This window comes from Thermus antranikianii DSM 12462 (assembly GCF_000423905.1).
Taxonomy (GTDB): domain Bacteria; phylum Deinococcota; class Deinococci; order Deinococcales; family Thermaceae; genus Thermus; species Thermus antranikianii.
Genome location: NZ_AUIW01000012.1, coordinates 47,191 through 70,916, shown reverse-complemented (window position 1 = coordinate 70,916; position 23,726 = coordinate 47,191). Strand labels below are relative to the sequence as shown.

Genomic DNA, 23,726 nt, shown 5'->3' with positions numbered 1-23,726 from the left:
CCGGTTGCGGGCCCTGGGGTCGGGGACTTGGGACAAGGCCTCGCGTAGGGTCATGCCCCCTCTTTACCCCAAGGCCGCATATCGGTCAAGTCTGGAGGCTTCCCAGGAAGAAAAGAAAGGCGATGAGGCTGTAGAGCACCACCTTGGTCCAAAAACGCCTGGACGGGTTCCGAATCCAGTCGTCCAGTACATACCTAAGCCCATTGGCCCCGTGCAACAAGCCCAAGGCCAGGATCAAAAGATCGTAGACCTTCCAGGTGGTCTGGGAAAGTCTCTTGGCCACGTAGTCGTAGTCAATCCTGTTGAGGTCAGTCATGACGGCGTTCATCCACATGTGGCCGATGAGCAGGAAGACCAGAACCACCCCGGAGATACGCATGAAGACCCACCAGTAAAGCTCCAGATTGGTGCTGGCCTCGAGGCGGGCTTCCTCATAACGCTTGGACTTAATCGCCATGGCTACCCCCCAAGATGCCCCCTCCGATCTTCACCAGGAAGGGCAGGTAGAAGATCACGAAGAGGATCCAAACCCCATACCAAAGCTGACGCTGGTAGCGGACCCCCCAGGCAGTAAAGTCCATAAGAATGATCCTAAGCCCGTTGAAGCCGTGGTAAAGCACTCCGGCAATGAGAAGGAGAAGCCCGACCTGGAAAACCGGCTGGTGGTAGAACTTCATGAGGGCGTTGGACACCTCCGGGCCCCACATGGCGCTGGAAATATTGGCCACGTGGAGCATGAGGAAGACCAGGATGCCCAGGCCCGAAATCCGGTGTAGGTAAAACGCCCACTGCCCTTCTCTTCCCCTGTACATGGCACCTCCCTACCGGCCGCCATCATACCACCTTTCCCTAGACGAGGAGTGTGGGGCACGGCTTATCTTGCCCAGCCTATACCCCTCTCCCCTATTTTGGCCCTAAGACAAGCCTTTTCCTTCCTTATGCTCCCCCTGAGCCAGCCCAGGACCACTCCCAGGGGGGACAAAAAGGGGTTTTCCCGCCAGGAGACAAGGTATTGACAGGGGGGGGAGGGGGGGGCATAATGGGGGGCGTGCCGCGGGGGATACCCCGGGGGGCACGGGAAGGAGGTGGTCAGGGTGGAACTCTTTGGGTTCGGACCGCATCTGATGGTGGATGGCTACGACGCCAATCCCGACAAGCTCCGGGACGCTGAGCTGGTGCGCCGTGTCCTGGACGAGCTCCCCGAGGAGATGGAAATGACCAAGGTGCTTTCCCCCTTCGTCTACAGCTACGGTCCCGAGGGGGAGGATGGGGTGACCGGGGTGGTGATCATCGCCGAAAGCCACATCGCCATCCACACCTTCCCCAGAAAGCGCTTCCTTTCCATCGATATCTTCTCCTGCAAGGCCTTTGACATGGCGCGGGTTCTAAAGAAGCTCACCGCGGTCTTTGAGATCGGCCGCTACGAAACCTACATGATCAACCGGGGCAAGGAGTTCCCCAAGGATCCCGAGCTGGCCCGGAAGATCGTCCTGGGGGAGCGGGAGTACCTCGAGGCCCGGGTAAGTTAGGAAAAGCACTCCCCCTTTCCCGGGCTTGCCCCGGGGTTTTCATTTTGGACTCATCCTCCCTCTCTAGCTTATAGGAGGAGGCTTAGGTATGGTGCGCAAGCTACTCACCCTGGTTCTTCTGGGATTCGGTGTGGCCTTAGCCCAGGGCTTTCGCGGTCTTTCCCTAGGCACCTCCTATCCGGAGATCGGGGTGCAACCCGGGGAAAGCGTCAACCTAACCCTCACCCTGAAAAACTACGGTCTTCCCCCCGGGGTGGTCCGGGTCCGGGTGGCCGAGGCCCCGCAAGGCTGGCAGGCAAGCCTCATCGGTGGGGGTCGCCTGGTGCGGGCGGTGTACCTGGCCCCGGACGGCGAGGCTACCCTTACCCTCCGCCTCCAGCCTCCTAAGGAGGTAAAGCCCGGCACCTACCGCTTCCTGGTGCGGGCCGAGGGGCTGGGCCGTACCGCCAGCCTTCCCATCGGTCTGGTGGTGGGTCAGGGCCTGCCCCAAAGGCTTAGCCTCGAGGCGGAGCTTCCCATCCTCAAGGGTCCTCCCACCAGCTCCTTCCGCTACCGGGTGACCCTGAAAAACGAGTCCGACCGCGATCTTCTGGTCTCCCTGGAGTACGAGGCCCCCAAGGGCTGGCAGGTGACCTTCACCCCCGCCTTCTCCAGCCAGCAGGTGACCAGCCTGCCTATCAAGGCCGGGGAAAGCAAGGACCTGGACGTAGAGGTTTCCCTGCCCAAGGACACCAAGGCGGACACCTATGGCCTCACCTTGAGGGCAGCAGCCGGGGAAGCCAAAGCGGAACTGGCCTTGACCCTCGAGGTCACAGGCCGGCCTGAGGTGCGCTTTACCACCAAGGAGGAACGGCTTTCTGGACAGGTGGTGGCGGGCCGGGAAAACGCGGTGAAGCTTGTGGTGAAAAACGAGGGTAGCGCCCCGGCCAAGAACCTTTCCTTTAGCGCGTTTGAGCCCTCAGGCTGGGAGGTGAAGTTTGAGCCCGATAAGCTGGACACCCTGGACCCCGGCCAGGAGCAAGAGGTAACCGCCCGAATTAAGCCCTCCCCCAAGGCGGTGACGGGGGACTACATGGTGACCCTTAGCCTTTCCGGGGCCGATGGTCTTTCCGAGAGCCTGGATTACCGGGCCACCGTGGTGCGCTCGAGCCTCTGGGGCCTGGTGGGGGTGGGTATCATGGCCGTAGCCCTTCTGGTTCTGGGGTTCGCCGTGAACCGCTTCGGCCGGAGGTAGCATGACGGTCATCGAAACCCATGGCCTCACCAAGCGCTACGGGCGGGTGGTGGCCGTGGAGGACCTGAACCTGGAGGTGCGGGAAGGGGAGGTCTTCGGCCTTCTTGGGCCTAACGGCTCGGGGAAGACCACCACCATCCTCATGCTCCTGGGCCTCACCGAGCCCACCCGGGGCGAGGCCCGGGTGCTGGGATTGGATCCCATGCGGGAACCCTTGAAGGTGAAAACCCAGGTGGGATACCTCCCTGACCAGGTGGGGTTTTACGGGGAGCTCACCGCCTGGGAGAACCTGCGCTACACCACCCGCCTTTTGGGCCTTCCCGAGGCTGAGGCCAAGGCCCGCATAGAGGAGGTGCTCAAGCGCATGGGCCTGTGGGAGGTGCGGGACCGGCGGGTCTCCGCCTTCAGCCGGGGAATGCGGCAGCGGCTCGGACTTGCAGAGGTACTCCTGAAGAGGCCCAAGGTGGCCATCCTGGATGAGCCCACCCTGGGCCTAGACCCGGAGGCCGCCCGGGAGTTTCTGGAGCTCATCAAGGGCCTGAAGGCGGAGGGCATCACCATCCTCCTCTCCAGCCACCTCCTGCACCAGGTCCAGGAGGTCTGCGACCGGGTGGGGCTTTTCCATAAGGGGCACCTCGCCCTTTTGGGCACCGTGGAGGAGTTGGCGCAAAGGGTCTTAGGGGGTGGGTACGAGATCCTGGTGGAGGCCAGCCCGGGCCTCGAGGACGCCTTCCGCCGCCTGGAAGGCGTGGCCCGGGTGGCGGTGGAGGGAGGACGGTACCGGGTCCTCTCCAGCAGGGACCTCCGGCCGGAGCTAGCCCGGATAGCCGTGGAACACGGCGAGCTTCTGAGCCTCTCCCTCCGCCGTCCCAGCCTGGACGAGGTCTACGCCCACTACTTCAAGGAGGTGGCCCATGCGGCGTGAAGGCTCCCCCTGGACCGGGCTTTGGGCGGTTTTCTTCAAGGAGATGGCCGACCACCTCACGGGCCTGAGGATGCGCATCTTAGAGGGATTGATCCTCCTATCCGCCCTGGCCGCCGTGTACACCGGTACCAAGACCCTGCGCCAGACCGTGGGGGAAGACCCTTACCTTTACCTGAAACTCCTCACCACCGCCCAGGACCCCCTGCCCTCCTTCGTGGGCTTCCTCTCCTTCTTCGTACCCCTGGCCGCCATCGCCTTAGCCTTCGATGCGGTGAACGGGGAGTACACCAGGGGAACGCTTTCCCGTATCCTCTCCCAGCCCATCTACCGGGACGCCCTCCTCTTCGGCAAATTCCTGGCGGGGCTCGGCACCCTGGCCGTGCTCCTCACCGCCCTCTTCCTCCTGGTGGTAGGCCTTGGCCTCTTCACCCTGGGAGTGCCTCCTGGGGGTGAGGAAATGGCCCGGGCCTTCCTCTTCCTCCTGGCCACCTTGGCCTATGCGGGCTTCTGGCTGGCCTTGGGCCTCCTCTTCTCCGTTCTCTTTCGCCAGCCGGCCACTGCTGCCTTAGCGGCTATCGGGGTCTGGCTCTTCTTTGCCGTCTTCTTCCCCATCCTCACCGACCTGGCCGCAAACGCCCTCCTTCTCCGGGCCGATCCCATGGACCCTGAAAGCCAGCTCAGGCAAGCGAGCCTGGCCCTTTGGATCTCCCGCCTCTCCCCCAACACCCTCTACGCGGAGATCCTCACCGCTGTCTTAAATCCGGCAGTGCGCTCCTTGGGTCCCATCCTCATCACCCAGCTGGAAGGAGCGGTGCTGGGAACCCCCCTTCCCCTCTCCCAAAGCCTCCTCCTGATCTGGCCCCAGCTCACCGGGCTCATGGCCTCGGTGATCCTCCTCTTCACCCTGGCCTACGTGGCCTTCCAGCGGCAGGAGGTCCGCGCCTAAAAAACCCGCTAACCCCGCTGGGGTGCTTAGCCCCGGCGGGGACCCCAGGAACCCTAGTCCTCCAGCCACTCGGTGGCGTAGGCGTTGGTCTTGGGGATGACGCAGAGGAACTCCACCGGCTCATCCCCCTCGTTCACATAGGCATGGGGCGTGTCCGGGGGAATATAGACCGCCTGCCCAGCCGCCACCTCCCTCACCTCGTCGCCCAGGTAGATCTTCATGCGCCCAGAGAGCACGTATTGCTCGTGCTCAATGCTGGGGTGCTTGTGCTTGGGAATCCTTCCCCCCGGTAGGATGGTGAACTTGCGGGTGATGAAGTGGGGGGCTCCATCCTCAGGGCCGATGAGCACCTGGATAAAGGCCTTCTCCCCCCGCTCCACGGGACGGGCCTCCACGCTGGCCCCCTGCTTGACCACGGGCTTCATGCCGACCATTGTAGCAAAAGGCCCTCCACTTCCTCATCGGTGACCTCGCCGAAATCCATGAAGTAGGCCCCCACGGCGGCGAAGTCCGGTGGGGCGGAGAGCGCCACCACCTCGGCTTGATCCTTCAGCCTCTCCACCGCATCCGGGCTGGCCACAGGCACCGCCACCACCACCCGCCGGGGTTTTTCCGAGAGGACCACGGCCAAGGCCGCCTCCATGGTGGAACCGGTGGCGATGCCGTCGTCCACCAGCACCACATCCCGGCCCGCAAGGGGCACCTTTGGCCTCACCTTACGGTAGCGCTCGGCCCGCTTGCGGATCACGTCCTTCTGGCGGGCCGCTTCCCGCTCCAGGTAGCTTTGGTCGGCGTACTGGAGGGCATAGGGCTTCAAGACCATGCCCCCCTTTTCCCCCACCGCCCCCAGGGCGAACTCCGGATTTCCCGGAGCCCCCACCTTGCGCACCAGGACCACATCCAGCTCCCCCCTCAGGCCTTTCGCCACCTCATCCGCCACCACCACCCCGCCCCGAGGGATGCCCAAAACCACAGGGCGTTCTAGACCCAAGGGCTTCAGGGCTTCCACCAGAAGAGCCCCAGCGTGCCTGCGGTCGCGGAAGCGCATAGGAAACCTCCTTATCCATGCTACACCGGCCCATGGTCTTGAACGCGGTATAAAGTTTTTGGTAAGCTCGGGGCGAAGGAGGTAAGGTATGGACCAAGTCAGCGCCAAGCCCTGGCTCGCCCACTATGACCCCGGTGTGCCGCACGAGGTGGAGGTACCCCCCATCCCCCTGTGGCAATTCCTGGAAGACGCTGCCCAGCGTTACTCGCACCACATCGCCTTAGAGTTCCTGGGAAAAACCCTTACCTATGCGGAGCTATGGGAGAAATCCCGACGCTTCGCCGAGGGGCTTAAAGCCCTAGGGGTGAAGCCCGGCGACCGGGTGGCCATCATGCTTCCCAACACCCCCCAGTTCGTCATCGCCTTCTACGGAACCCTTTTGGCGGGGGGCGTGGGAGTTAACGTAAATCCCCTCTACACCCCAAGGGAGCTAAGGCACCAGCTCAAGGATTCAGGGGCGGAAACCCTGGTCATCCTGGATCACCTTCTGCCCCGCTTCCTGGAGGTGGAGGGGGAAACCCCGGTGAAGCGCACCGTGGTCACCGGCATCAAGGACTTCCTCCCTTTCCCCAAGAACCTCCTTTACCCCCTAAAGGCAAAGCGGGACAAGCTCCCCCTGGGCTTTCCCAAACGGGAGGGGTTCCACGCCTTCTTGGACCTCCTGAAGCATCCCCCCGCCACCCCCCATCCCGCTGATCCCGAGGACCTGGCCCTTTTGCAGTACACAGGGGGCACCACGGGCATCTCCAAGGGCGCCATGCTCACCCACCGGAACCTGGTGGCCAACGTCCTGCAGATCGACGCCTGGGATTCCACCTCCAAGGAACTCCTGGGCAAAGGAGTGATGCTGGGAGCCCTGCCCTTTTTCCACGTCTACGGCATGACCGTGGCCATGAACTACGGCATCTACTCCGGTTACAAGATCGTCCTCCTGCCCAGGCCGGAGATCCACGCCATCGTGGAGGCCATTGAAAAGCACCAGGTCACCCACTTCCCCGGGGTGCCCACCCTCTACGTGGCCTTCAACCACTTCCCGGGAATCGAGAAACGAAACGTAAAAAGCATCCGCATTTGCCTCTCCGGAGCCGCTCCCCTGCCGGTGGAGGTGGCCAAGCGCTTTGAGGAGATCACCGGGGCCCGGCTCATCGAGGGCTACGGCCTCTCCGAAGCAAGCCCCGTGACCCACTCCAACCCTGTCCAGGGGGAGGTTAAGAAGGGCTCCATCGGCATGCCCCTGCCCAGCGTGGAGGCCAAGGTGGTGGACGAGGAGGGCAAGGAAGTCCCCATCGGGGAGGTGGGCGAACTCGTCGTCAAAGGCCCCAACATCATGAAGGGCTACTGGAACCGCCCCGAGGAAACCCAAAAGGCCCTCAGGGACGGCTGGCTCTTCACCGGGGACATGGCCCGAATGGACCAGGACGGCTACTTCTACATCGTCGACCGCAAAAAGGACATGATCATCGCCGGCGGCTACAACATCTACCCCCGCGAGGTGGAAGAGGTCCTCTACCAGCACGAAGCCGTCCAGGAAGCCGCCGTGGTGGGCGTACCCGACCCCTACCGCGGGGAAACCGTGGCCGCCTTCATCGTCCTCAAGGAAGCCTACAGGGGCAAGGTCACGGAAAAGGACATCGAAACCTTCTGCCGGCAAAACCTCGCCGCCTATAAGGTTCCCCGCATCATCGAGTTCCGGGACACCCTGCCCAAAAGCAGCGTGGGGAAGATCCTCAGGCGGGAACTCCGCGAGGAGTTTGCGAGAAGGCAGCCTTAGGCCCGCGCCCGGGCCACCGCCTCCCTGAAGACCTCCACCGCCCGGTCCACCTCGGCCTCCGTGGTGTAGCGTCCCAGGGAGAAGCGCAAGGAGGCCCGGGCTTCCCTTGGGGAGCGTCCGATGGCCAGAAGGACATGGGAGGGCTCGAGGCTTCCCGCCGAACAGGCCGAGCCCGAGGAAACCGCCACCCCCATGAGGTCCATGGCGAGAAGCAAGGCCTCCCCATCCGCGCCCTTCACCGTCACGTTGACCAGCTTGGGAAGGCGGCGCTCGGGATGACCGTTGAGCTCCACCCCTTCCACGGAAAGCAAGCCCGCCTCGAGGCGCCGCCTCAAGGCGAGAAGCCGGGAGGACTCCTCCGGCAAGAGCCTTAAGGCCTTCTCCAGGGCCACCGCCATCCCATGGGCCAGGACTGGGCTTTGCGTGCCCCCCCGTCTTCCCCCCTCCTGCTTGCCCGGCACCAGGGGGAAGAGGTCCACCCCCTGGCGCACCAAAAGGGCTCCAATCCCCTTCGGCCCATAGAACTTGTGGGCGCTTAGGGAAACCAGGTCCGCCCCCACCTCATCCACCCGGAAAGGCACCTGGCCCACGGCCTGCACGGCATCGGTGTGGAAAAGGGCCCCGTGGGCGTGAGCGATCTCGGCCATTTCCCGGATGGGGTAGAGGGTGCCGAGCTCGTTGTTGGCGGCCATGACGCTCACCAGGATGGTGTCGGGCCTCAGGGCCTCCTCCACCTGCTCCGGGTAAACCAGGCCCAAGCGGTCGGGCCTGAGCCGGGTCACGGCAAAGCCCAGGCGCTCAAGGAGCCGCAAGGCCCCCAGGACCGCGGAGTGCTCCACCTCCGTGCTCACCACATGCCCCTTCCCCTTGGCCAAGGCCACCCCCAAAAGGGCCAGGGCATCCGCCTCGGAACCCGAGCTGGTAAAGACCACCTCCCTGGGGCGCACCCCCAGGAGGCTTGCGATCCGCTCCCGGGCTCCCTCCAGCACCCTTCTGGCTTCCTGGCCAAAGCGGTGGATGCTGCTTGGGTTGCCGAAGATTCCCTCCACCTCGCGCATGGCCTGCTGGACCTCGGGGTCCAGGGGCGTGGTGGCCGCGTAGTCCAGATAGACCAAAGCCAAGGTTCCCTCCTTGCCCTCCATTCCCTTTGCCAGGGGCAAGCCCTGGCAGCCCTCCCTAAGACCCCATGCCTAGCCTGCGGGCTGAAGCTGGATCAAGCGCTTGGCCTCGATGAGCTTCCGCTCCTCGATGAGGTCCTTCAAGGTGGTGCTCCCCAGGACCTGGCGCATGGCCAGATCCACCCGCTTCCAGAGGAGCTCAGTGGAGCACTGCCCCACCTTGGCGCAGGACTCCGGGTCTTCGATGCAGGAAACCGGGGCCAGGCTGCCCTCGAGGGCCTCCACCACCTCGAGGGCCGTCACCCTCTCGGGGGGACGGGCCAGACGGTAGCCCCCCTTGGCCCCCCGCACGGAGCGGATGAACCCGGAGCGCCTAAGCTGGGCCGCGATCTGCTCCAGGTAGTGCTGGCTGATGCCCTGGGCCTCCGCCACCTCCTTAAGGGGCACCGCCTCCGGGGCCTTGAGGCCAATCTCCACCAGAGCCCTGAGGCCGTACTGGGCCTTCGTAGACACCCACATGCCCCCAGTATAGCGCAAAGGCTTTATTTCCTCACGGAAAATACGGTTTTCACGAAGGCCAGGCCAAACAAAGCCGCCTGCAGAAGCACGATGCTGGCCCCGCTGGGCCAGTCCAGGAGGAAGGAGAGGAAAAGGCCAAGCACCGTGGAAAAGGAGGCCAGGAGGAGGGAAAGAAGGGTGAGCCCGGCAAAGGTGCGGCTCAAGAGCCTGGCCGCCGCCCCGGGGATTACCAAAAAGGCCGCCACCAGAATAATCCCCACCACCTTCACCGCCAGCACCAGGCTCACGGCAAGGAAGCCGGAAAGGAGGTAGTCGTGGAAAACCACCGGCACCCGGTCGGAAAGGGCCAGTTCCCGGTCAAAGGTGGCGTAGGCCAAGGGCCCCCACAGGGGAAGGAGGAAAGGGGCCAGGAAGAGGAGGAGGGCCATGGCCCAAAGGTCCGCAGGCCCCACCGCCAGAAGGGAGCCGAAGAGGTAGCCCATGGCGTCCCCCACGTACCCCCGGGCCTTGGAGAGGAAGACCGCCCCCAGGGCCACGGAGAGGGCGAAGAAGACCCCGATGGCGGTGTCCTCGGAAAGCTCGGTCTTCTCCTTCACCAGGGTGATGGCCATGGCCACCAGAAAGGTGAAGGGCAGGGCAAACCAAAGGGGCTCCCCCCTTAGGAAAAGCCCCAAGGCCACCCCGGCAAAAGCGGCGTGGGCAAGCCCATCCCCCAGGAAGGAAAGCCGCCTTTGCACCACGAAGGGGGAGAGCAATCCGGAAAGAAGGCTCACCAAAAGCCCTGCGAGTAGGGCCCTCTGGAAAAAGGGATAACCCAAGGCGTCAAGCATGCCCACCCCCTAGGTACAGCCCGTGGGCGTGGCCCAGGTGCCCAAAGGCCTGGCGCAGGCACTCCTCGGTGAGGGCCCGCTCCGGCGGACCAAACCCCACCACCCTGCGGTTCATCACCAGGACGTGGCTGGCATGGTGGGCGGCCTCCCAGTCGTGGGTGATCATGAGCACCGTGGCCCCCGATTCCTCCTGGTAGGCCTCCAGGTACCGGTAGAGGTCCACCTCCCCCACCCGGTCTACCCCGGTGGCGGGCTCATCCAAAAGGAGGATCCTCGGCCGGCGGATGAGGGCCCGGGCCAGGTAGACCCGTTGGAGTTGCCCCCCGGAAAGCCGGCCCAAGGGGCGGAAGGCCAGTGCCTCCGCTCCCACCCGCCTTAAGGCGGAAAGGGCTTCCTCCCTTTCCCAGGGGGACAGGCGGAAGGGCCAGCGCCGCCTAAGACCCGTGGCCACCAGTTCCAGGGAAAGCGCCGGGAAGGAGCGGTCAAAGGTCTTGATCTGGGGTACGTAGCCGAACCACAGGGGATCGGTTTCCCTCAAGGAACGCCCCAAAACCCGGACCTCGCCCCGGAAGGGAACAAGGCCCAGGATGGCCTTCAAGAGGGTGCTCTTCCCCGCCCCGTTGGGGCCCACGATGGCCACGAAGGCTCCCTCTGGCACCTTCAGGCTGACGCCCTCCAGGGCCCTGAACTCCCCAAAGCGCACGGACAGGTCCTGGACCTCGAGGGCCAACACACAATAACGGTAATCCATTTTCAACGAGCCCGTCAAGCCCACCAGGAAACGCCTGGAAGAATCCCCCCTGAAGAACGCTCCCACAGGCTTTCCAGCCCGCCGACGGCACCGGTGGCCTGGCTTTGTTTTGGGGGCAGCCCGTCCTTTAAGCCCCTACCCCAGAACCCAAGGCATCCCCATCGGACCGGTAGAGCCCGGCCTGCAAGCGCCAGAGCTCCGCATAGACCCCAGCCCGCCCCAGGAGCTCCTCGTGGGTTCCTTCCTCCACCAGGCGCCCCTTTTGCAGGACCAGGATCCGGTCCGCCATCTGCACGGAGCCCAGGCGGTGGGTGATGAGGAGGACGGTCCTGCCGCGGGAAAGCTCGGCAAACCGCCGGTAGAGATGGGCCTCCTCCTTGGGGTCCAGGGAGGCCGTGGGCTCATCCAGCACGAGAAGTTCGCCCCCACGAAAAAAAGCACGGGAGAGGGCCACGCGCTGCCACTCGCCTAAGGAGAGCTCCGTGCCCCCGAAGGCCTTGGAGAGCAGGGCCTCCAACCCGAGCCGCTCCAGGAGTTCCAAGGCCCCTCCCGCCTTGGCCGCCTCCCACAGGCGTCCCTCGTCGGAAAGGGCCTCCAAGTCCCCTAAGGCGATGTTCTCCCGCAGGGTAAGGGCATAGCGGCCATAGTCCTGGAAGACCGCGGAAACCAGGCGGCGCCAGGCGTCAAGGTCCAGCTCCCTGAGGTCCACCCCGTCCACCAGGATGCGGCCCTCCGTGGGGTCATAGAAGCGGAGAAGGAGCTTGACCAAGGTGGTCTTGCCCGCACCGTTTTCCCCCACCAGGGCCAGCCGCTCCCCCCGCCGGATGGTGAAGGAGACGCCCTCGAGGGCCCGCCGGCCCCCGGGGTAGACGAAGCCCACGTTTTCAAAGCGAATCTCCTCGAAACCTTGCACCGCCTTGGAAGCAGTCTGAGCCAAGGCGGGAGGTAAGGCCAGGAAGGCCTCAAGCCGCTCAAAGTAGAGGAGGCTTTCGTACAGCATCCCCCCATCCTGGATCAGGCCGTAGAGGTTCTGCTGCAAGGTCCCCACCGACTGCAGGAGGAGCACCAGGCTGCCGAGCCCTGAAGCCCCCAATAGAGCCTGCCGCAACCCCAAGTACAGGGCCAGGGCGGTGGCCAGGGTGCTTCCCAGCACCAAACCGCTGGCCCCCAGGGCCTGCCGTCCCCGGGCCCGCCACAAGGCCCGGTGCAACCGCCAAAAGGCCTCCAGATACCGCCCCCGGAAGAAGGGCAACAGGCCATAAAGCCGGACCTCCTTGGCTCCTTCCGGGCTCAGAAGGGCCTCGGCGAAGTAGCGCATCCGCCGGGCCTCGGGCGCCCCAAAGAGAAGAGCTTCCCACACCCCCTTTTGCAACCGAAAGGTGAGGAGGGCCTGGGGTAGGCTACCCGCAAGCAACAGCAGGGGGAATACCGGGGCCAGGCTGAAGAGCAACCCCAATACCCCCGCCACCGTGATCCCCTGGCGGAAGGCGTTGCCGAGAAAAACCAGCAGGTTTAGGGGCTGGTACGGTGCCTGGTCCCGCAGCACCTGAAGCTCGTCGTGGAAGCTGGGGTTCTCAAAGGGCGTCAGGTCGGGAAGGCCCGCAGCCTTTTCCATCAGCAAGAGGTGCACCCTGGCCGTGAGCTTTTCGTTGACCGCCCCCTGCAGAAAGGCCACCCAGGGCACCAGCAGAAAATCCAGGGCAAAGGCCAGGGCAAGCCCTGCCAGGGGCCAGAACAGATCCACGGTAAGGGATCCCCTTCCCAGTTCCCGCGCCAGGCCGTCCACCAGAGTGCGGGTGAGACCCAGCACCGCAACCGGAAGGAGCCCGCCCAGGGCGAGAAGGCCCAAAAGCAAGGCCGCCTCCCGCGGGGCCGCCTGGAACACCTGGCGTAGGGCAAGGAGGATCCTGCGGATCAAAGATCCGGGGTGCGAGGGCATAGGCCCTTCCATACCCAAAGCGCCCTCCTGCAAAAGTATAGACCATCTCCAAACGCTTGGGGCAAATAAAAAGCCCGGGCGGGAGGAAACCCTACCCCTAGAAGCTGTGCTCGTCAGAGGGGAACACGCCCTCCCGCACCTCCTGCACGTACTGGGATAGGGCCTCGAGGAAGAGCCTTTCCCCCTCCAGATACCGCTTCACGAACCGGGGCTTGAACTCCCCGTAAAGCCCCACCACGTCGTGGAAGACCAGAATCTGGGCGTCCGTGTGGGAGCCGGCTCCGATGCCCACGGTGTGGATGGATAGCCTCTCCGTAATCTCCTTGGCCAGGTCCTTGGGCACCATCTCCAGCACCACCCCGTAAGCCCCCGCCTCCTCGAGGGCCATGGCCCCTTTTAGGATGCGCTCGGCCTCCTCGGGGCGCCTCCCCTGCAGCCTGTAGCCCCCAAGCTGGCTCGCCGTCTGGGGGGTGAGGCCCACGTGGCCCAGGACCGACACCCCCGCCCGGCTGAGCCCGAAGATGATCTCCGCCACCTCCTCCCCACCCTCCAGCTTCACCGCATCCGCCCCACCTTCCTTCAGAAGCCGTTCCGCGGCGAAAAGGGCCCGATCCAGGGTGGCATAGGAAAGATAGGGCAGGTCCGCCACCAAGAAGGTGTCCGGGGCCCCCCGCCGGGCCGCCTTGGTGTGGTGGAGCATCTCCTCCAGGCTCACGGGAACCGTGGAGGAATAGCCCAGCACCACCATGCCCAGGGAATCCCCCACCAGGATGGCGTCCACCCCAGCCCGCTCAGCTAGGCGGGCCGTGGGGTAGTCGTAGGCGGTGAGGTACACGAGCCTCTGGCCCTTGGCGTGACGGAACTCCTTAACCGTCCGGCGCACGGGAAAAGGCTATCATGAAAGGGCGTGGAAGTGCACCCGGACCTCGCCCTAAGGCCCAGGACCCTGGACGAGTACATCGGCCAGGAGAGGTTGAAGAAGAAGCTGAGGGTGTACCTCGAGGCGGCCAAGGCCCGGGGGGAGCCCTTAGAGCACCTCCTCCTCTTCGGGCCCCCTGGCCTGGGCAAGACCACCCTGGCCCACGTGATCGCCTACGAGCTTGGGGTGAACCTGCGCGTCACCTCGGGGCCCGCCATAGAGAAACCCGGCGATCTGGCCGCCATCCTGGCCAACTCCCTAGAGGAAGGGGACATCCTCTTCATCGACGAGATCCACCGGCTAAGCCGCCAGGCGGAGGAGCACCTCTACCCGGCCATGGAGGACTTCAAGATGGACATCGTCATCGGCCAGGGGCCCGCGGCCCGCACCATCCGCCTGGAGCTTCCCCGCTTCACCCTGATCGGGGCCACCACCCGCCCGGGCCTCATCACCGCCCCCTTGCGGAGCCGCTTCGGCATCGTGGAACACCTGGAGTACTACTCCGTGGAGGAGCTGGCCGAAGGGGTCAGGCGGGACGCGAGGCTTTTAGGGGTGGCCATCACCGAGGAGGCCGCCCTGGAGATCGCCAAAAGAAGCCGGGGCACCATGCGCGTGGCCAAAAGGCTCTTCCGCAGGGTGCGGGACTTCGCCCAGGTGGCGGGGGAGGAAACCATCACCCAGGAAAGGACCCTGGAAGCCCTAAACGCCTTGGGTTTGGACGAGCTGGGCCTGGAGAAACGGGACCGGGAGATCCTGGAAACCCTGATCCTGCGCTTCGGAGGCGGCCCGGTGGGCCTGCAGACCCTGGCCACCGCCGTCTCCGAGGATCCGGGTACCCTGGAAGAAGTACACGAACCTTACCTCATCCAGCAGGGGCTCCTGAAGCGCACCCCCCGGGGCCGGGTGGCCACGGAACGGGCCTACCGCCACCTGGGCTATCCCCCCCCCGTGGAACCCCTTCTCTAGGCCATGGTACGGGCCACCCTGGAAGAACTGGACCTGGCGGAACTCCTGAAAGCCCTGGCCGACCACCGCAAAAGCGCCGTGGTGACCTTCCGGGGGCGCCTTTACGGCAGGATCCACCTCCTCCACGGGCGCATCCTCTACGCCCGCACCGAGCCGGGACCCCACCTGGGGGAGTACCTGGTGCGCCTTGGCCACCTTTCCCTGGAGGAAGTTCAGGAATTAGTGGAGCGCCAGGGGCGGGAAAACCCTGGCACCCCCTTGGGGGCCTTGGCCCTGGAGCTGGGCCTCATCGGGGAAGAGGAGCTAAGGGAGGCCCTCGAGGCCCAGGTCCTGGAGGCCCTGGCCACCCTGCTAGGGGAGAAGGAAGGGGAGATCCTGGCCGAGCCCCTCGAGGAGGGAAGCCAGGTGGCCTTGCCGGAGACCCTGGAAACCAAGGCCACCCTTCTGGAAGCAGCCCGGCGCCTGGACGAGTGGCGCCAGGGCCAGGTGGACCCCGACGAGGTCTTCCACCTGGTGGAGGACCCCACCCGCCACCCCCTCACCCCCGAGGCCTGGACGGTGTTGGAACTCTTGGACGGGGTGCGCCGGGCAAGAAGCGTGGCCCTGCTATCCGGCCTTCCGGAGGAAGAGGTCTACCACATCCTCTTTGAGCTGAAAAGCCGGGGGCTGATCCGCCCTTCCACCCTGCTTGCGGACGATCCCCTGGTCCTGGTGCTGGCGGAAAGCGAGGTGGTAAGGCGGCTTCTCCTCTACCTCCTGGAGGCCCACCGCTACCGGGTGCAGCTTCCCTTGAACCTGGAGATGGCCCTGCGCCTTCTCAAGGAAAGGCCCAAGGCCATCATCCTCCAGGGGGAAAGGACCTTAGAAATAGCCCGAAAACTCCGGGCCCATCCCGAGGGCAAGCTGGCCTCCCTATACCTGGTGAGCGAAACCCCCCCGGGGCTTCTCTTCCGTCCCCTCAGGGTTTTGCATCTCCCCAAGCCCTTAAAGGCTCAGGAGGTGCTGAAGGCCCTGGCCCCCTTAAGGCGGGGCGGGACCTAGTTGGGCCGTCTACCCTCCCGAAGGATGGCCTCCGCCCGCTCCCGGTAGGCAATCAGGGCCTGGTGCCACTCGTCGGCGGGGTGGATGTGGGGCAGAACCGCCTCCGCACGGGCCAGGATCTCCTCGGGAGAGCGGTAACCCAGCTGGACCAGAGTGTCCACCACCATCTCCTGGGCTCCCACCCACTCCCGGCTTCCCTCCTCCGCAAGCTCTGCTGCCCGGCGGTAGTGGGCCAAGGCTTCTTCCAGGTGCATCAGGTCGTAGGCGATATGGCCCAGGATGAGCTCCCCTGCCGCCTCCGCTCCCTGGCGCATGGCTCTATGGGCCATTTCCTCCGCCTCCTGGTACCGCCCCTGGCGGTACAAAGCCTCGGCCAGGTCCGCCAAGGCCTGAGCCCGGTAGGGGTAGCCCTCTTCCCGCAAAAGAGCCTCCAGGTACTCCTCCGCCTCCAGGTAGGCCCCCTGGTCCAAGGCCGCCACCGCCATCTCGTGGAGAACGTATCCCTTCTCCGGACCCTCAGCCCTGGCCAAGGCTTCCTGGAAGGCAGCCATGCCCTCGGCGTAGCGGCCCAGGCGGAGCAGGATCTGCCCCTGCAGAAGGGGGGTGCCATAGGCCTTGTGGCCGCCTTCCTCCTCCAAGGCCAAAGCCCTCTGCACCTCCTCCAGGGCCCGGTTGGGGTTATCCAGAAGGAGATGGGCCCGGGCCAAGAGGTAGTGGCGGGTAGCGGCATCCTCCACGGGTTCCTCTCCCACGGCTCCCAAGGCCTCCTCGAGGGCCAAAAGGGCTCTTTCCCCCTCCCCCACCTCCAGCCACATGGCGGCGGCATCCAAGAGGAGCCAGTAGCGCTCCAGCCCCAAGGCCAGCTCCGCCCCTCTCTCGTAGGCCAAAGCGGCCTCCCGGTAGCGGCCGAGCCTTTCCAAGGCCCTTCCCTTAAGCCCCTCCGCCCGCCAGGCCAAAAAGGCGGGAAGCCCCTCCTTAAGTGTCCTCAGAACCTCCTCAAACCGGCCCAGGTAGAAAAGGGCCTGGGCCTGATGGTAGCGGGCCCGGGGGTCCTCCGTGGGAAGGAACAGGGCCAGCACCTCCCTTTCCCCCCGGCCCTCGAGGGCCAAAAGCTCCCCCAGCAGGGCCCGGTACAGGGGGTCGTACTCCAACCCCCCAAGCTCATAGGCCTCTTCCAAAGCCCGGTGGGCCTTCTCCAGCCCCTCCTCCCCGTAGAGGCTGTGCACCTCCGCCAGGAGCAAAAGGGCCTCCCGAGCCTCCCCCCTGGAGCCGAACAAGGCCTTCCGGGTCAGGCGCTCAATGGCGGTATCATAATCCCCTTGGTGCAGGGCCTCGAGGACCCCCCTCATCGCGGCTAGAGGATACCACACCCCTCAGTCCTCTCACCGCAAAGGCGCTACCATAGGACCAGGGAGGTAGACCTTGCCGCAGCGGATCAACCCCTTCACCCTAGTCTTTTTGCTCCTTCTAGGCTATCTGGCCTATACCGCCTTCATAGGCCCTCCGGCCCCCACCCTTCCCTACACGGAGTTCCGCACCCTGGTGCGCCAGGGCAAAGTGGCGGAGGTGGCCCTGGAGGAAACCCGCATCCTGGGCACCTTGAAGGAACCCGAGCGCTTCCCCACCCCCCAGGGAGGAAGCCAGGTGGCCAGGCGCTTCGCCGTGCCCTTGCCCCCGGCCCAGGTGGCCGACCCCGAGCTTCTCCGCTTCCTGGAGGAAAACGGGGTGAGGATCGTCACCAAACCTCCCTCCCTGTGGCCCCAGTTCCTCCTCTACCTGGGACCCACCCTCCTCCTCATCGTCTTCTTCTGGTTCTTCTTCATGCGGGCCCAGGGCGGGGCCGGGCAGGTGATGCAGTTCGGGCAGAGCCGGGCCAAGCTTTACGGGAAGGAAAAGCAGGTCAACACCACCTTCAAGGACGTGGCCGGCCACGAGGAAGCCAAGCGGGAACTCATGGAGGTGGTGGACTTCCTCAAGAACCCCAAGAAGTACCTGGAGCTGGGCGCGGAAATCCCCAAAGGAGTTCTCCTGGTGGGCCCTCCCGGAACCGGCAAGACCCTTCTGGCCCGGGCGGTGGCGGGAGAAGCGGGCGTACCCTTCTTCTCCGTCTCCGCCAGCGAATTCATGGAGATGTTCGTGGGCGTGGGGGCAAGCCGGGTACGAAGCCTCTTTGAAGACGCCCGAAGGAACGCTCCCAGCATCATCTTCATCGACGAGCTAGACTCCATCGGCCGGAAACGGGGGGCAGGCATCGGGGGCGGCCATGACGAGCGGGAGCAGACCCTGAACCAGATCCTTTCCGAGATGGACGGCTTCGAAAAGGACACCTCGGTGATCGTCCTGGCCGCCACCAACCGCCCGGACATCCTAGACCCCGCCCTGCTACGCCCCGGGCGCTTTGACCGCCAGGTGGTGGTGGGCCTTCCCACCCTGGAGGAGCGCCGGGATATCCTCTTGGTGCACATGCGGGGTAAACCCATCGCCGAGGAGGTGGACGCCCTGGAGTTGGCCCACCTCACCCCGGGCTTTTCCGGGGCCGACCTCAAGAACTTGGTGAACGAGGCAGCTCTACTGGCGGCCCGGGAGGGAGCCAAGAAAATCCGCAAGGAGCACTTCCTGAAGGCCCTGGACAAGATCGTCCTGGGCCTCGAGCGGCCTGCCCTTAAGCTTTCCGAGGAAGAGAAGAGGGCCGTGGCCTACCATGAGGCCGGGCATGCGGTGGTGGGCGAGGTTCTGCCCCACGCCGACAAAACCGAGAAGGTTTCCATCGTCCCCAGGGGCATGGCCTTGGGTGCCCGCTGGAGCAAACCCGAGGAAAGGGTTTTGGTTTCCAAGGACCACCTCATGGACGAGCTCGCCGTCCTCATGGCGGGCCGGGTGGCGGAGGAGCTCTTCACCGGCACCGTGACCACCGGGGCCCAGGACGACTTCAAACGGGCCACCCAGATCGCCAAACGCATGGTTCTGGACTGGGGTATGGGGGAACACTTCAAGAACATCGCCTGGGGTTCGGACTCCGGCCCCATCTTCCTGGGTGAGGAGATCGCCAAGAAGAAGGACCACTCCGAGGAAACCGCCCGCCTCATCGACCAGGACATCCGCAAGATCCTGGACGAAGCCTACGCCAAGGCCCGCCAGGTCCTCATGGAGCACGCCCCCGCCATGCACAAGATCGCCGAGGAACTCCTTAGGGAGGAAACCATCCCCGGGGAGCGGGTGCGGGCCATCCTTAAGGAAACCCAGGCGGTGCAAAGGGCCTCGGAGGAAAGCGCCTAGCAAAGGGCGGGAAGAGCCTTTTCGGCCTCCGAGAGGAGGGCCTGCTTTGTGGGATCATCCCAGCCCAGGAGGGGGGCCATGAGGTCCCCCACCCGGGGCAGGGCCTCCTCCGCCCGCTTCCGGTCCAGAAGGGCCAGGCCCAGCCTGCGGGCCAGCACGTCCAGGGGCTTTTGGGCAAGCTCCTCCCTCACCGCCCACACCACCTCCCCCTCCAGGTAGGGAAGCCCGGGGAGAAGGGGCCTATCCCCCAAGGCCGCCACCTCAGGGGCCAGGGTGCCGTAGTGGGCGTAGAGGTGTTCGGCCACCCCCTCCGGCAGGGGCAGGGGAGGCCTGGGCCCCGCCCCCAGGAGGGGGGTACGGTGGCTTGGGGAAGGAGGGAGGGAAAGGGAGAGGTCCCGGGCCAGGCGCTCCAGGAGGTCCAGGGCCATGAGGCGGAAGGTGGTCCACTTGCCCCCGGTGAGGGTGTAGAGGCCCTGTTCCTCCACGATGAGGTGGTCCCGCACCAAAAGCCGGGTCTCCCCCTTCCCCACCAGGGGCCTGAGGCCCGCCCAGGCGGCCAGGACCCTATCCGAGAGGTCTCCCAGGTAGGGCCGGATCTCCTCCAGGAGGTAGGCCACCTCCTCCTCCCGGGGCAGGGGGCAGGCGGTGGCCTCGGCGGGGAGGTCGGTGGTGCCCAGAAGGGCCCGACCTTGCCAGGGCAGGAGGAAGAGGACCCGGCCGTCCCGGGTCCTGGGCAGGAGGAGGCCCACCCGCAGGGGGTAGTCCAGGACCAGGTGGGTCCCGCTGGAGGGGGTGAGGAGGGGGGGAAGATGGGGATCCAAAAGGTGGCGCACCCGGTCCGCCTGGGGGCCGGCGGCGTTCACCACCGCCCGGGCCTGGACCTCCACCTCCCGGCCCCTCAGGCGGTCCCGGACCACCGCCCCCCTTACCCTTCCTCCCTTCAGGAGGAAGCCCGTGGCCTCGGCGTGGTTCAGGGCCACCGCCCCCCGCGCGAGAGCGGAGAGGATGAGGGCCAGGTTCAGGCGGTAGTCGGCGAACTGCCCGTCCTGGTAGAGGATGCCCCCCAGGGTGGGGGGAAGGCCGGGGAAGAGGGCCTGCACCTCCCTGGGAGGAGCGTAGCGGCTTGGGGCCAGCCGCCTCCTTCCCGCCAACAGGTCGTAGAGCTTGAGGCCGAACCCGTAGTAGGGGATCTCCAGGGGGCGGAAGAGGGGGGTGAGGAGGGTTAAGGGCCTGGCCAGGTGGGGGGCGAGCTCCATCACCACCCTCCTCTCCCGGAGGGCGTCCCGCACCAGGCGAAGCTGCCTGGGGTCCCGGTGCCGCACCGCCAGCTCCAGGTAGCGCACCCCCCCGTGGAGGAGCTTGGTGGAGCGGCTGCTGGTCCCCGCCCCGAAGTCCCCCGCCTCCACCAAGGCCGCCCTCAGGCCCCTTAGGGTGGCCTCCCACAACACCCCCGCCCCCGTGGCCCCACCCCCCAGGATCAGGAGGTCCAGGGGCTCCTTAAGGCGTTCCCAAAGCTCCTCCCGGCTTGGGGTCATCCCTCCTCCCTCGCCCAGCCCAAAGCCCGCTCCACCGCCCGCCGCCAGCCCTGATAAAGGGCCTCCCGCCGGGAGGGGGATAGGCGGGGGAGAAAGCGGGCCTCCAGGGTCCAGGCTTCCCGCACCGCCTCCAGCCCCAGGACCCCCGCCCCCACCCCGGCCATCCAGGCCGCCCCTAGGGCGGTGGTCTCCGTGACCCTGGGCCTGAGGACCGGCACCCCCAGGAGGTCCGCCTGGATCTCCAGAAAAAGGGCGTTCTGGGCCATGCCCCCATCCACCCGGAGCTCCTTCAGGGAAAGCCCCGCCTCCCCCTCCATGGCCCGCACCACGTCCAGCACCTGGAAGGCCACCCCCTCCAGGGCCGCCCGGGCCAGGTGGGCCCTGCTGGTCCCCCGGGTGAGGCCAGGGCCACCACCTCCCTGGCCTCCACCCCGGCCTGGCGCAAGGCCTCCTGGGCCACCCCAAGCTGGCTTTCCCAGATCTCCAGGGGATCGTGCTCCACCCAGCCCGGCCTCGGGTAGAGCTGGCGGAACTCCCTCTGGGCCATGGCCACGGGCCTGCCCTCCAGGCTGAAGAGGATGGCCCGGCTGCTGGTGGTGCCCTGGTCCAGGGCCAAAAGGTACTTCTATAGAGCCTCCCGCAACCTCCTAGCGGAATCCTCGGGCAGGGCGTCCACCACGAAGGTGCCCGCCCCAAGCTCCGTGCCCGCCAGGAACTTGAGCTTGTCCTTGGCCCTTTTGGGGGGGTAGAACTCCACATGGAAATGAAAGGTGCGTTCCTCCCCCAAGGGGGCGGCGTGGAAAACCATCACGTAGGGGAAGGGCTCCCCGAAAAGGGCGTCGTAGCGGGCCACCACCCGGCCCAAAAGCCGGGCGAAGGCGGCCATCTCTCCCTCGGAAAAGGTCCAAAGCCCAGGGTGACGCTCCAGAGGGGCCACCCAGACCTCAAAGGGGTAGCGGGCGAAGGGGGGCACGAAGGCCAAAAACCCCTCCTCCTGGTCCACCCGGTAGGGCTCCAGGTGGGGAAAAAGCTCCAAGAGCACGGGCCTTTCCCTAAAGGCCTGGCTTTCCCGCTCCAGGATGGGGGGCACAAAGGGGTAGGCGTAGATCTGCCCGTGGGGATGGTGGAGGGTCACCCCCACCGCCTCCCCCCGGTTCTCGAAGGGCATGACGAACCGGATCCCCTCGAGGGCATACAAGGCCCGGTACCGGTCCCGCCAAACCCAGGCCAGGAGGAGCCTTTCCTCCTCCGTGAGGGTAGCCAGGCTTCCCACGTGGGCCTGGGTGTACACCACCACCTCGCATCGGCCCAAAGCCCTCTCCGCGGGAACGGGAAGCCCTTCCGGGGGAGGGGTGGGCCTTGGCACCAGGGAGGGGAACCGGTTTTCAAAGACCGCCACTCGAAAACGGTCAAAGGGAATCTCCGTGGGAAAGCCCCCCTCCTGGCTTGGGCAAAGGGGGCAGTGCTCCTTGGGAGGCAAGAAGGTGCGCTCCTGGCGGTGGGCGGCGTAGACCACCCACTCCCCCCGCAAGGGGTGGTAGCGGAGGTGAGGGCTTGGGGAGATGGACCCCGCCCCCTCCGGTACGGAGGGCTCCTCGGCCACGGGCAAGACCTCCACCTCGAGGGGATGAAGCCCGTAAAGGATCAGCTCCCGCCCGTCCTTCTTGCGATGCACGTGCTTATAAAAGAAAGGCATAGTCCAAAACCTCCTCTCCCACCCGGAAACGGTAGGGGCCAAGGGGCTTTACCTCCTTATCCCGGCTCAGGAAGGCCCAAAGCCTTTCCCTTTCCTCCGGGGAAAGCCAGGAGGGCGGGTCGGAGGTGGCCTTGAAGCCCGTGATCTCCCCCATGGCCTCCTGCAGGTACATCTCCTCAGGGGATAGCAGCGAGAAACGGCTCCGGAAGAAGGCCACATCCGGGTCCACCTGGACGTTTTCCCGCAGCCAAAGCCGGTGCAGGGTGGTGCGGAGGGCGTTCCTTAGCCCCGGGCCCGTGGGGTCCTGTAGCCAGAAGGAGCGGTCCTCGTTGTCCCAGTAGGGGGCCACGTCCGGACCCACCCTGAGGCCATCGGCAAGCCCCAAGGAGGCCAGGATGGGAGCGCCGCAGAAGAGAAGGTAGGCCTCCCCTGCCTCCTCGCGGATCCGCTCCATGGCCTTACGGTACCGCACCTCCCCCTCGGCCCCGGGTAACGCAGCAGCGTAGAGGAAATCCAGCTTCAGGTAGTCGTACCCCCAGGCCCGCACCTTGCGCACCAAGCCCGCCACATGGTCCAAAACCTCCTCGTTGCCCGAATCCAGGGCGTATAGGATCTTCCCCCAGTTGAAGCCCGCGGGGATGGGCCTTCCCTCCCCGTCCCGCAGGATCCACTCGGGGTGGGCCCGCACTAGGGGGCTATCCGGCGTCACCAAAAAGGGAGCTAGCCATAACCCCGCCCTGAAGCCCTTTTCCCAGATCCTCTCCGCCAAAAAGGCCATCCCCCGGGGGAAGCGCTCGTTGGGTTCCCAGTCCCCAAGGGCCCGCTGCCAGCCGTCGTCGATCTGGAAGACCTCAAAGGGAAGCCCGGCCACTTCCTCCAGCACCTCGAGGAGTAAGGCCTCATGGATCCGGTTGTAGAAGCTATACCAGGAGCACCACAGCCTGGGAGGCCCTTTAGAAAGCCGCCTGGGAAGGAGCCTGCCATAGGCGGCGAACACCTCCATTCGCTCCCTGTAGCCCAGAAACCACTCCCCCTCCCCCTCGGCGTAGCGGCCCAGGAGGAGGTCCTCTCGCCCCAAGACCCGCGCCCCCACGCCCAGGGCACCCAGGAGAAGCACCTTCCCATCTGGCCCCTCGAGGGCCCCTAGGCCGCTTCCCCACCACTCAGAAGCCTCGAGGAGGAAGGGATCGTCCGCCTGGGGCCTGCGGGCCTCGGGGAAAAGGGGCTTCGGGGGAAAGTTTAGGTCCACCCAGGTGGTGAGGCTCCAGCTCTGCCAGCCGTGGCGGAAGAAGCGCTTCGAGGCGAAGGGAGCAAAGATCCGCACCTCCCGGCCCCTCAGGAGGTAACCCCCGGGAACAGGCCCCAAGGCCTCCGCCAGGACCGGCACCTTGAGGCGGCTTTCCCGAAGAGGATCCGAGAACTCCAGCCGCATGCCCCATCCTCCCTAGGAGCTTCCTGCCCCCGGCATTCTACCCTTGGTTTCCGTAAGGAAAGTAGACCCCTTCCCGCCTCCTTCCCGTCTCCTCGGCGTCCCGGTCGATCACCTCGGCCAGAAGGACATCCCCCAGGACCAGCACCCCACCAAACCCCACCCCAATGAGGAGGCTCACGGGCAGGGCTCAGAAAAGGGTACAAGGTCAGGAGGGAAAAGGCCCCCAGGGCCAAGAGGGCAATGGCCAGGAG

At 65.7% G+C, this 23,726-nt stretch carries 24 protein-coding genes and 1 pseudogene; 8 read left to right on the top strand and 17 right to left on the bottom strand.

The genetic code is table 11. From position 1 onward, the window contains the following. Positions 1-85: 85 nt before the first annotated feature. Positions 86-457: a succinate dehydrogenase hydrophobic membrane anchor subunit gene (locus G584_RS0108845; protein ID WP_028494307.1), complete on the bottom strand. Its 372-nt coding sequence runs from the start codon at positions 455-457 to the stop codon at positions 86-88. Beyond that, entirely contained in the window at positions 447-812 is a 366-nt protein-coding gene (sdhC, locus tag G584_RS0108840) for a succinate dehydrogenase, cytochrome b556 subunit (protein ID WP_028494306.1), read from the bottom strand. Before sdhC ends, G584_RS0108845 begins: the two co-directional genes overlap by 11 nt. Before the next feature lie 282 nt (positions 813-1,094). Here sdhC and speD point away from each other — a divergent pair, with 282 nt between their 5' ends. From speD to G584_RS0108815, 4 genes are all read left to right on the top strand, one after another. Continuing rightward, positions 1,095-1,529 (top strand): adenosylmethionine decarboxylase, encoded by a 435-nt coding sequence (gene speD / locus G584_RS0108830; protein WP_028494305.1) that lies wholly within the window; start codon positions 1,095-1,097, stop codon positions 1,527-1,529. A gap of 88 nt (positions 1,530-1,617) precedes the next feature. Continuing rightward, positions 1,618-2,763, top strand: coding sequence for an NEW3 domain-containing protein (locus tag G584_RS0108825; RefSeq protein WP_028494304.1), 1,146 nt, complete (start codon positions 1,618-1,620; stop codon positions 2,761-2,763). A gap of 1 nt (position 2,764) precedes the next feature. Then, complete coding sequence (locus G584_RS0108820; protein WP_028494303.1) at positions 2,765-3,688, top strand: ABC transporter ATP-binding protein; 924 nt, start codon at positions 2,765-2,767, stop codon at positions 3,686-3,688. Beyond that, a complete protein-coding gene (locus tag G584_RS0108815; protein ID WP_028494302.1) occupies positions 3,678-4,634 on the top strand; it encodes an ABC transporter permease in 957 nt (318 codons plus the stop codon). The genes G584_RS0108820 and G584_RS0108815 overlap by 11 nt, the downstream gene beginning before the upstream one ends. Positions 4,635-4,687: 53 nt before the next feature. Here G584_RS0108815 and G584_RS0108810 read toward each other — a convergent pair whose 3' ends face one another. Together G584_RS0108810 and G584_RS0108805 are read right to left on the bottom strand one after the other, a co-directional pair. Beyond that, positions 4,688-5,068 (bottom strand): cupin domain-containing protein, encoded by a 381-nt coding sequence (locus G584_RS0108810; protein WP_015717783.1) that lies wholly within the window; start codon positions 5,066-5,068, stop codon positions 4,688-4,690. Beyond that, entirely contained in the window at positions 5,056-5,682 is a 627-nt protein-coding gene (locus G584_RS0108805) for a phosphoribosyltransferase (RefSeq protein WP_028494301.1), read from the bottom strand. The genes G584_RS0108810 and G584_RS0108805 overlap by 13 nt, the downstream gene beginning before the upstream one ends. An 88-nt stretch (positions 5,683-5,770) precedes the next feature. On the opposite strand from G584_RS0108805, the gene G584_RS0108800 reads away from it, so the two are divergent. Beyond that, positions 5,771-7,453 carry a long-chain-fatty-acid--CoA ligase gene (locus G584_RS0108800; RefSeq protein WP_028494300.1) on the top strand — a complete coding sequence of 561 codons (1,683 nt, stop codon included), beginning with the start codon at positions 5,771-5,773 and terminating at the stop codon, positions 7,451-7,453. On the opposite strand, the gene G584_RS0108795 is transcribed toward G584_RS0108800, so the two are convergent. The 6 genes from G584_RS0108795 to panB form a co-directional block, all read right to left on the bottom strand. After that, on the bottom strand, positions 7,450-8,595 hold the full coding sequence (locus G584_RS0108795) for a cysteine desulfurase family protein (protein WP_038050963.1): 1,146 nt from the start codon (positions 8,593-8,595) through the stop codon (positions 7,450-7,452). The two genes, G584_RS0108800 and G584_RS0108795, sit on opposite strands and share 4 nt — an antisense overlap. Before the next feature lie 48 nt (positions 8,596-8,643). Further along, positions 8,644-9,090 carry an RrF2 family transcriptional regulator gene (locus tag G584_RS0108790; RefSeq protein WP_028494298.1) on the bottom strand — a complete coding sequence of 149 codons (447 nt, stop codon included), beginning with the start codon at positions 9,088-9,090 and terminating at the stop codon, positions 8,644-8,646. Between the two features lie 23 nt (positions 9,091-9,113). Next, positions 9,114-9,920: a metal ABC transporter permease gene (locus G584_RS0108785; protein WP_028494297.1), complete on the bottom strand. Its 807-nt coding sequence runs from the start codon at positions 9,918-9,920 to the stop codon at positions 9,114-9,116. Further along, a complete protein-coding gene (locus G584_RS0108780) occupies positions 9,913-10,653 on the bottom strand; it encodes a metal ABC transporter ATP-binding protein (RefSeq protein ID WP_015717789.1) in 741 nt (246 codons plus the stop codon). The genes G584_RS0108785 and G584_RS0108780 overlap by 8 nt, the downstream gene beginning before the upstream one ends. A gap of 145 nt (positions 10,654-10,798) precedes the next feature. Then, positions 10,799-12,589: an ABC transporter ATP-binding protein gene (locus tag G584_RS12115; RefSeq protein ID WP_245563372.1), complete on the bottom strand. Its 1,791-nt coding sequence runs from the start codon at positions 12,587-12,589 to the stop codon at positions 10,799-10,801. Between the two features lie 118 nt (positions 12,590-12,707). Continuing rightward, on the bottom strand, positions 12,708-13,493 hold the full coding sequence (gene panB, locus G584_RS0108770) for a 3-methyl-2-oxobutanoate hydroxymethyltransferase (RefSeq protein WP_028494296.1): 786 nt from the start codon (positions 13,491-13,493) through the stop codon (positions 12,708-12,710). 30 nt (positions 13,494-13,523) lie between these two features. Here panB and ruvB point away from each other — a divergent pair, with 30 nt between their 5' ends. Beyond that, positions 13,524-14,495 carry a Holliday junction branch migration DNA helicase RuvB gene (ruvB, locus tag G584_RS0108765; protein ID WP_038050971.1) on the top strand — a complete coding sequence of 324 codons (972 nt, stop codon included), beginning with the start codon at positions 13,524-13,526 and terminating at the stop codon, positions 14,493-14,495. Between the two features lie 3 nt (positions 14,496-14,498). Next, a complete protein-coding gene (locus G584_RS0108760; protein ID WP_028494294.1) occupies positions 14,499-15,536 on the top strand; it encodes a DUF4388 domain-containing protein in 1,038 nt (345 codons plus the stop codon). Here the strand turns inward: G584_RS0108760 and G584_RS0108755 are convergent. Next, positions 15,533-16,885, bottom strand: a complete 1,353-nt coding sequence (locus G584_RS0108755; protein WP_028494293.1) for a tetratricopeptide repeat protein — start codon at positions 16,883-16,885, stop codon at positions 15,533-15,535. The genes G584_RS0108760 and G584_RS0108755 overlap by 4 nt on opposite strands. A gap of 73 nt (positions 16,886-16,958) precedes the next feature. Here G584_RS0108755 and ftsH point away from each other — a divergent pair, with 73 nt between their 5' ends. After that, positions 16,959-18,812 (top strand): ATP-dependent zinc metalloprotease FtsH, encoded by a 1,854-nt coding sequence (gene ftsH / locus G584_RS0108750; RefSeq protein WP_028494292.1) that lies wholly within the window; start codon positions 16,959-16,961, stop codon positions 18,810-18,812. On the opposite strand, the gene G584_RS0108745 is transcribed toward ftsH, so the two are convergent. The 6 genes and pseudogenes from G584_RS0108745 to G584_RS12965 form a co-directional block, all read right to left on the bottom strand. Then, on the bottom strand, positions 18,809-20,347 hold the full coding sequence (locus G584_RS0108745) for an FAD-dependent oxidoreductase (RefSeq protein ID WP_028494291.1): 1,539 nt from the start codon (positions 20,345-20,347) through the stop codon (positions 18,809-18,811). The two genes, ftsH and G584_RS0108745, sit on opposite strands and share 4 nt — an antisense overlap. After that, positions 20,344-20,826: an FGGY-family carbohydrate kinase gene (locus G584_RS12975; RefSeq protein ID WP_472926717.1), complete on the bottom strand. Its 483-nt coding sequence runs from the start codon at positions 20,824-20,826 to the stop codon at positions 20,344-20,346. The genes G584_RS0108745 and G584_RS12975 overlap by 4 nt, the downstream gene beginning before the upstream one ends. Then, positions 20,808-20,963 (bottom strand): annotated as a pseudogene (locus G584_RS13235) (FGGY family carbohydrate kinase); the annotation flags it as partial. The pseudogene G584_RS13235 and the gene G584_RS12975, both read right to left, overlap by 19 nt. A 9-nt stretch (positions 20,964-20,972) precedes the next feature. Next, complete coding sequence (gene galT / locus G584_RS0108730; protein WP_028494288.1) at positions 20,973-22,043, bottom strand: galactose-1-phosphate uridylyltransferase; 1,071 nt, start codon at positions 22,041-22,043, stop codon at positions 20,973-20,975. Then, positions 22,027-23,475: a glycoside hydrolase family 36 protein gene (locus G584_RS0108725; protein ID WP_028494287.1), complete on the bottom strand. Its 1,449-nt coding sequence runs from the start codon at positions 23,473-23,475 to the stop codon at positions 22,027-22,029. Before G584_RS0108725 ends, galT begins: the two co-directional genes overlap by 17 nt. Positions 23,476-23,512: 37 nt before the next feature. Next, a complete protein-coding gene (locus tag G584_RS12965; RefSeq protein ID WP_245563370.1) occupies positions 23,513-23,653 on the bottom strand; it encodes a hypothetical protein in 141 nt (46 codons plus the stop codon). Positions 23,654-23,726 lie beyond the last annotated feature (73 nt).